Below are 7,188 nucleotides of genomic sequence, written 5' to 3'. Positions count from 1 at the left end.
TGTTACGAATGAATTGGGTGGTACGAATTGCATCGTCTATGGCGTTGTATTGATCTTGTTTACCTTTAACTTTGTATTCTAGGACTAGCATGGATTTAACTTTGAACAATCAATTTGATTTGGTTTCAACCTGCATTTATTATATAATATGTCAGTGCAGGATAAAGGAAAGCACCTAGCCTTCATCCCGCAGCTGTTGCACAGGTGTGTCCTCCTGAGTCGGACACGCCTTCAAGGGTTTTCGGCATTCTCCTTATAACCAGTTTCAGTTATATCAATACCTTGTCCAAATCGAAAAAAGTCTTGATTTGTAGGTTGGGTTGACGTATGTTACCCAACATGAGCGTCGGGTTGTGATGATATTATCATCTCTAGAAACTGAATATACGCACTAAAGTTATTTTATTTTTATTTTTGCTTGGCTACTCATTTCCATTATCCCACCCAAAAGCCTGAAAACCCTATTATATGTCTTCTCTAGGAAGAAAGAAGATCCTGATGTTTTGCCATTGAGTCCTCTACCTAGTGACGCTCTAATTGTATCTAACGTTCCCAAAAGGTCAGTTGTCAGGAGGAAAAAAGAAGAAGTAAAATCCCCCTGCCCCCTGCTCCTCTGCCCTATACTTGACTATGTAAAAGGTAACTATATGGTTCTTCTAGGGATTGCACGGTACTAGATTTAATGGCATCTAAATAACGTAGTAATAACTGGACTTGTTGTAAATTGGGACGATAGGAGAGATTGCCTTGCTTTTCAAATAGTGGTGGAGAGTTTATGCCTGCTTTGAGGGAATCAATTGCTTTGTAGTCGAGATTTTCCTGGGAGTGATGGGTCAGCCAAAGGTAATCTGAAGCCGCAGGAATTAAGCCTGGTGGTAGTTCACCTTCTAGGAAAGCCAATAACCGCTGTTGACAGATACGGGTATTGATACCACGACTTTCAAATAATTGCAAGACTTCACCAAAGGTTAAAGAACGGTTGGGCAATAGTTTTAGCAATTCAGAGAATAGGAAATAATCTGTGTATTGTTGTTTAGGTATGTCTAAAACTTGGGGATGCAACGGTAACATAGTTAAACCTAATGCAACTCGACTGCAATTAGGAGCGCCGTTTTCACCAAGGTATAAGTCCTGAATAATTTTGGCATTAGGCAATTTTTGCCGTAACCAACGGTTAATAGTGCCGACGGAAGCCACACCACCGCTCAGGACAGCTTGATTAATAGCTTCGGTGGGAATACCACGGGCTACTAATAATTTGTTAAGCTCTCGATTGAGACGACGGACAAAGGGGACAAAGACTTGACTTTCTAAATCTCGGCGCTGTAATACCCAACTTTGGTCGGCGAATTCTAGGGTAAAGGTTTCTTGGTGCTGTAAAATTAACTTTAATGCCAATGCTGCATCTAATAAGGCTTGTCCCAGGAGAGAACTTTCTAGACGTTGCTGGAGACGAATCCGTGCTTGTGTATCTGGTTCTCCAACTTTGGGTAGTACCAGTCCTTCTAAACCCAAATTAGAGAATTGCATTTGGTCTAAACCGGGAATTGAGGGTTGCCAATGCCAAGGATTAGCATTCGCTTCTTCATGATGAAATTGCCCAGGTTGGCGAAGTTGGCGGGATTTTGGTGGTAGTAGTAACTGACAAATAATATCCTGTTCAATGCCTTTACCAGAGTAGGCAAAATTGTGGAGCATGAAGTTTTTGTATACCAATTCTTCCATATTTGCTGGTATATCTACCAAGGTCATTTCTACTAACGTTGCCCCAATATTAATTGCTAAAGTGTTACCTACCAGGAGATAATTGCTAGTTTTTAAAGCCCGTAAACCCTGCTTTTCGCTGATTTGGATAGATTGACCATTGGCACTGTCTAATTCTGGCAGTAAACTGGCGATCGCTTCTTCCACAAAAAAGACTTGTTGAGGATGAGAGATAAGTTCGCTAGTCACAATCGCTTCTCGAACATTAAAGCGATATTGTTCTGTCCAACTGGAAGGACAAGTACAGATGACACCAGCGATATTCTTAATTACCTTGGAAAAAGTTGGTATATTCATTCCCACAGCATTAGCAATTAAAGCTGGTGTGGTACTAGTTTGACTAGCTCTGAGAGTTGATAGTAGCTTAGAGAGCGATCGCACTACCCAAATCAATGGACCTGCGGAAAACTCATTTAATTGCAGCATTGGTTCCCATTTTTGTCGTTCTTGCTGGTAGGGAACTGCTATTTGTAAATAAGGCTTTAACTGTGCTGAATAAAGATGAGGGGAAGATTCTGATTGTCCATTTTTCACCTGATGAGAAGTTGAATTTGTCGGTAAATAAACTTCTGCTGGTAACCGGAATGATTGCTGAAAAGAAGCATCACCACTTTGATTTTCTGCTGACCAATAAATTGGATAAACTACCAATTTAGAGTGATTTAATAAAGCCGCAGAAATTCCTGTCGTGCCAATATCAATTCCTAAATACCAAGTCGTATTTAAATTATCCTCTGGGACAAGATGATTATTTTCATCATTGGGAATTGAGGATTGAGGACTGGTAATTGGAGTTTGCTCACTGGTAATTGAAGCTTGAGAAAAATCTTCTTTTTCTGCTTCTATATATGTCTGAGTTGTCAAACTTAAATCTACTTCCTGACAGTTATCTAAAGCTATATCCTGATTTTCCGGTTCTATGTGGGAATTATCTGATTGATTGATAACTGTTATTGGTACTTGTTCATGAGTCGTATCTACTAACAAATCAGTCAGAACTGTAATTGTATCCACAGAATTTGGTTCTGCTAACGTAGTGCTGTCAGCTAGACTAGAAACTGTCGAACTGTTAATTTCTAATGCTGATAAATCATGATTAACCACTTCAGAAGCAATGGATAAACTTTCATCTTCCTTCAGCAAAATATCAGGAGAAAATGAGAAACTTAGCGGTGAAGAAATTTCAGTATTAAAGAAACTAGCATAAAGTTCAGCTACTTCATCAGTATTTGTTAATTGTAAATCTTTTGCAGATTGTGTTGGCTCTTGTAACAACTCTGTATCCAGATCAATTGGCAATATTTCCGCAGCAGGAAGTTCTACAAGTACATCTTCTGAAGGTGTTAATTGTTCAACAACCGTGGACTCAGCTAATAATGGTGATGCCGCAGTCGGAAGTTCTGTAGATACATTTTCTGAAGGTGTTAATTGTTCAACAACAGAGGACTCAGTTAATAATGGTGATGCCGAAACTATTTCAGTGTTGACATCAGAAATAGAAGACTCATTAATCAAGACTTGTTGTTGTAAATATTGAGTCAAATTATTGAGAAACTTCGCCATCAATTGTTCACCTTGCATCCCCTCATTGTGCATTTTAGCTAATGCTTGAGATAAGGATTGATAATAGGCGTTAATATTCCGTTCTAGGGCTTCAAAAATAGTATTAACAGTTCCATCTAGAGACAGTAAGCGTTGATCTAAATTCCGAGCCAAATTTGCCAACTGTTCTACCCGTTCTGCTGATTCTAAAATAGGTTGAATGGCAGAAGTAATTGCTTCTAAATTCTGTAAATCAGGGTTAATTATTACCGCAGAATTTGATTTTAGATGTGGCACTAAACGACCCATGAGGACTTCTAAAAATTCAGAAATCATTTCGTCTTGGTTCGCTAACTGCTGACTTAATGAATGGTTTTGCAGTCGCTTTTGCTCTAGTTGCCTAATTTCCTGAATCAAATCTGCTCTTTCTGCTAACAGCCTGGATAATTCCGCTTGTAAAGGCTGAATTAAGACCATTAATTCTTGTTTGATTTGTCCTGTTTCAATACTACTAAGCTCTGGTTGATGCGAACCAGACTCAAATACAGATGGAACATTAACCTCTTGGTTAAATTGTGTCAAGAGAGATGAAAATTTTGGTGTGGGAAGTGGGTTTGTAGTTTCCGGTAGGACATCATCTTTTGATACTTCCTCCTCACTCAGTCGCACCAAGAAGTTATGTACTCGTTGTAAAACGTCTTTTTCCTGTTGTCCTTGGTTAGACAGGAACTTAGAAATGCCTTTAGCTGTGTGAGACAGTAAGTGATCAATATCTGCAATTAGTTGGTGAATTTCATCAATATGGGAAGTCACGTTAAATTACCTTAGTTAAAAATGTACAAAATTTTAGAAGATTCAGGTTTAGGTAGTTTTTAAGCGCAGAGCGCAGTCTACGCGATTGCGTGGTGTTATTCATGCACTCTCGTGAGGGATACAGGAAAATCAAATAATACTTCTAAGTAGGTTGGCGTTAAAAATTGTCGTTATGACAAGGGAACAGGGAACTCTTAACTGGGAACAGGGAACTTAAACATGAGTTTTTCCTGTTCCCTCTGAAATTTTTATAACATAGTTGGTGTAATCTCAGACAATCTCTATTAAAGGTGGTTGTAATTTAATGGGTTGCGACAAGTTAACAGAAAATTGCGGTTACGGAAATCAGATAGTCAGTCACGGGTGGCGGATACGTTGCTATTTTTGGCAGAGGGGCAAAGCAAACAAGAGAATACAGGCACGGAAATTCCTAATTTACCCCACCGCGAGTTAAGTAGTTTAAGTGGATTGGCACGGGAAACTGTGACAAGAGTGCTGAGAAAATTAGAAAAAAAGGGTTTGATTGTGAGAGATCAAGATATAATTCATATTCCCGATTGGTCAGCTTTGGAAAAAACCATCGTTTAATTGAGTTGCCTGCATGAGTATTGTTGATTTGCTCCCAGAAGAACCAGAGAAAGATTCATCTCCTGAATCTCTTCCCCAAAGTCAATTACAGTACCAACCTCTTAAAGTTGAGAGTACCTTGAGGATGGTGGAAACGGCTTTCTTAGCAAGTACGGCGAGTTTAATTTGGTTTATTAATTTTTATGTTCCTTTGGGTCCTGTATTGCGGGTATTTTTTCCTATCCCTATTGCTTTGGTTTATTTACGTTGGGGTAAACGGGCAGCTTGGATGGCAGCGGTGACTTCTGGATTGCTGTTGTCTGTGTTGATGGGTCCATTCCGCAGTTTGTTATTTGTCATGCCTTTTGGCTTGATGGGTGTGCTATTGGGGGTGACTTGGTATCGTCGTGTCCCCTGGATTGTTTCGATGACTTTAGGGACGTTATTGGGGACTATGGGGGTGTTTTTTCGGCTGTGGTTTTTGTCTGTGCTATCGGGGGAAGATTTGTGGGTTTATGTGATTAACCAAGTGACAGAAATTATTGAATGGATTTTTTTAAAGTTGGAATTGTTAATGACTCCCAATTTATTATTAATTCAATTAGGAGCGATCGCTTTCATTGTTCTTAATAATTTTATTTACTTGTTTATAGTCCATCTTACTGCTTTGTTACTTTTGGATCGCTTAGGAAATCCCATTCCCCGTCCACCTCATTGGGTGCAAGTGTTGATGGATTATGAGTAGTCCTAACTATGATTTTTTTGATTAATTTGATAAAGATGATTAATTGTAAAAGTCATAACTATGATTTTTTTGATTAATCTGATGAAGATGATTAATTAATCAGGAAAATCAGAAAAATCAGAAAAATCACCGTTTAGATATGATTAATATTTACACACAAGTTCCCCAGGGCAAAGCATGGCTTCATCGTTATCGGGGTAAATTACCGATATTTGCCTGTATTTTGGGATTTACAGAAACGGGTTTAATTCCTGGTATTTCTGCCGCTGGGTTGACTCCACAGGATCGCCAATATACGGCTTGTGCTGATGGAGAATTTCTCTATTACGGTGCTGAACATCAACCCAAGTACCCTCTCCCTCCTTTGACTTCGGGGGCTTCTCCTGTGCTGATTTCGCGGGCGGTGGTGGCTAATTTAAATATCCCTGTGTACTTGTTTAATGCGGGATTACCCCATACTCCACCTGTACCATTAATTGATTTGGGTGGTGCGCCGGCGAAGTGTTTAAGTCAGGGTGCAGCTATGGATATAGATACTGTCAAACATTTATTAGCACAAGGATTGCGTTGGGGTGATCAATTAAGTTCTGAATTAAGTTCTCATGGGTATTTAATTCTCAGCGAGTGCGTTGTCGGTGGCACAACAACAGCCTTGGCAATTTTAACTGGTTTGGGCATTGATGCTGTTGGTAAAGTTAATAGTAGCCATCCTGTGTGTAATCACGGACAGAAATGGGATTTGGTGCAAGCGGGATTGGCAAAAATTCCCCCGTCTGTTGATCCTTTAGAACTGGTGGCCGCAGTAGGTGATCCTATGCAGGTGGTAGTAGCAGGAATGGCGATCGCCGCGAGTCGGAGTTGTGGGGTATTATTGGGTGGAGGTACACAAATGTTAGCAGTTTATGCTTTAATTCAAGCGATCGCTTACACATATTCTTTATCTTGGCAACCCGCAGAAATTGTCATCGGCACAACCCGTTGGGTAGCAGAAGATCCCACAGGTGCAACAGTTGATTTAGCCCAAAGTTTAGACAAAAATAGCATCCCTCCCTTGTTAGCTACACAATTGAGTTTTGCTAATTCTCGATATCCTCAACTTCAAGCTTATGAACGGGGTTTTGTCAAAGAAGGTATTGGTGCTGGTGCGGCTTGTATAGCTGCCTCTTTAAGTCAAAATTGGCAACAAAATCAATTATTAGCAGCTATTGAAGCCCAACTTGAAGAACTTAGCCGCAATTAATAAACTCTCTGTCTGAGTAACTGTTCTTCTAAAGCAGCAATCCGATGATATGCAGCGGTTAACTGAGCTGTTAGCCGTTGAATTTGGATTTCTGGTGTTATGTGTTTATCTGTCGTCTGATAATTCATTTCTACAATACCATCTAACAAAATATCTTTATGCTTCAATTCTTTTAACTCAGGCACTGGCTGTTTCTTTTCTAGATAATGTTCTATGACTGGTAACTTATCTAAAGATGAATCTGACAAAGCTTGAGATAGCCGCATATCAAGCCTTTCAATCACTTCATAGATAGCATCAACTTTCTGGCTTAACGTAAGAATTTGTTTTTCTAAAGATTCCATTTAATACCTGCACCAAAAAATATTGTCTCTATGTTATTCACTTTACTGAGGATCTTCGATATACTTATGGATTATTTAACTTTTCATAAGACCTCGCGGTAAGTGGGAAACGAGCGCGTCTTTAGACCTGAGAGGGAAACGGCACGAGGGATTTTAATCCCTGTGGTATGTTA

At 39.5% G+C, this 7,188-nt stretch carries 4 protein-coding genes and 1 pseudogene; 3 read left to right on the top strand and 2 right to left on the bottom strand.

The genetic code is table 11. The features are described 5' to 3' along the window. Nucleotides 1–618: 618 nt before the first annotated feature. A complete protein-coding gene (locus AN490_RS01730; protein WP_299999365.1) occupies nucleotides 619–4,119 on the bottom strand; it encodes a hypothetical protein in 3,501 nt (1,166 codons plus the stop codon). A gap of 309 nt (nucleotides 4,120–4,428) precedes the next feature. On the opposite strand from AN490_RS01730, the pseudogene AN490_RS01725 reads away from it, so the two are divergent. The 3 genes and pseudogenes from AN490_RS01725 to cobT form a co-directional block, all read left to right on the top strand. Then, nucleotides 4,429–4,707: pseudogene (locus AN490_RS01725) on the top strand (Crp/Fnr family transcriptional regulator); the annotation flags it as partial. 13 nt (nucleotides 4,708–4,720) lie between these two features. Next, nucleotides 4,721–5,431: a DUF2232 domain-containing protein gene (locus AN490_RS01720; RefSeq protein ID WP_213719478.1), complete on the top strand. Its 711-nt coding sequence runs from the start codon at nucleotides 4,721–4,723 to the stop codon at nucleotides 5,429–5,431. Between the two features lie 139 nt (nucleotides 5,432–5,570). Continuing rightward, on the top strand, nucleotides 5,571–6,671 hold the full coding sequence (gene cobT, locus AN490_RS01715) for a nicotinate mononucleotide-dependent phosphoribosyltransferase CobT (RefSeq protein ID WP_299999362.1): 1,101 nt from the start codon (nucleotides 5,571–5,573) through the stop codon (nucleotides 6,669–6,671). Here the strand turns inward: cobT and AN490_RS01710 are convergent. Next, nucleotides 6,668–7,015, bottom strand: a complete 348-nt coding sequence (locus tag AN490_RS01710) for a hypothetical protein (RefSeq protein ID WP_299999360.1) — start codon at nucleotides 7,013–7,015, stop codon at nucleotides 6,668–6,670. The two genes, cobT and AN490_RS01710, sit on opposite strands and share 4 nt — an antisense overlap. Between the last annotated feature and the right edge of the window lie 173 nt (nucleotides 7,016–7,188).

This window comes from Anabaena sp. AL09 (genome assembly GCF_001672255.1).
Taxonomy (GTDB): Bacteria; Cyanobacteriota; Cyanobacteriia; order Cyanobacteriales; family Nostocaceae; genus Dolichospermum; species Dolichospermum lemmermannii.
This window is presented reverse-complemented; position numbering and strand designations above follow the sequence as displayed.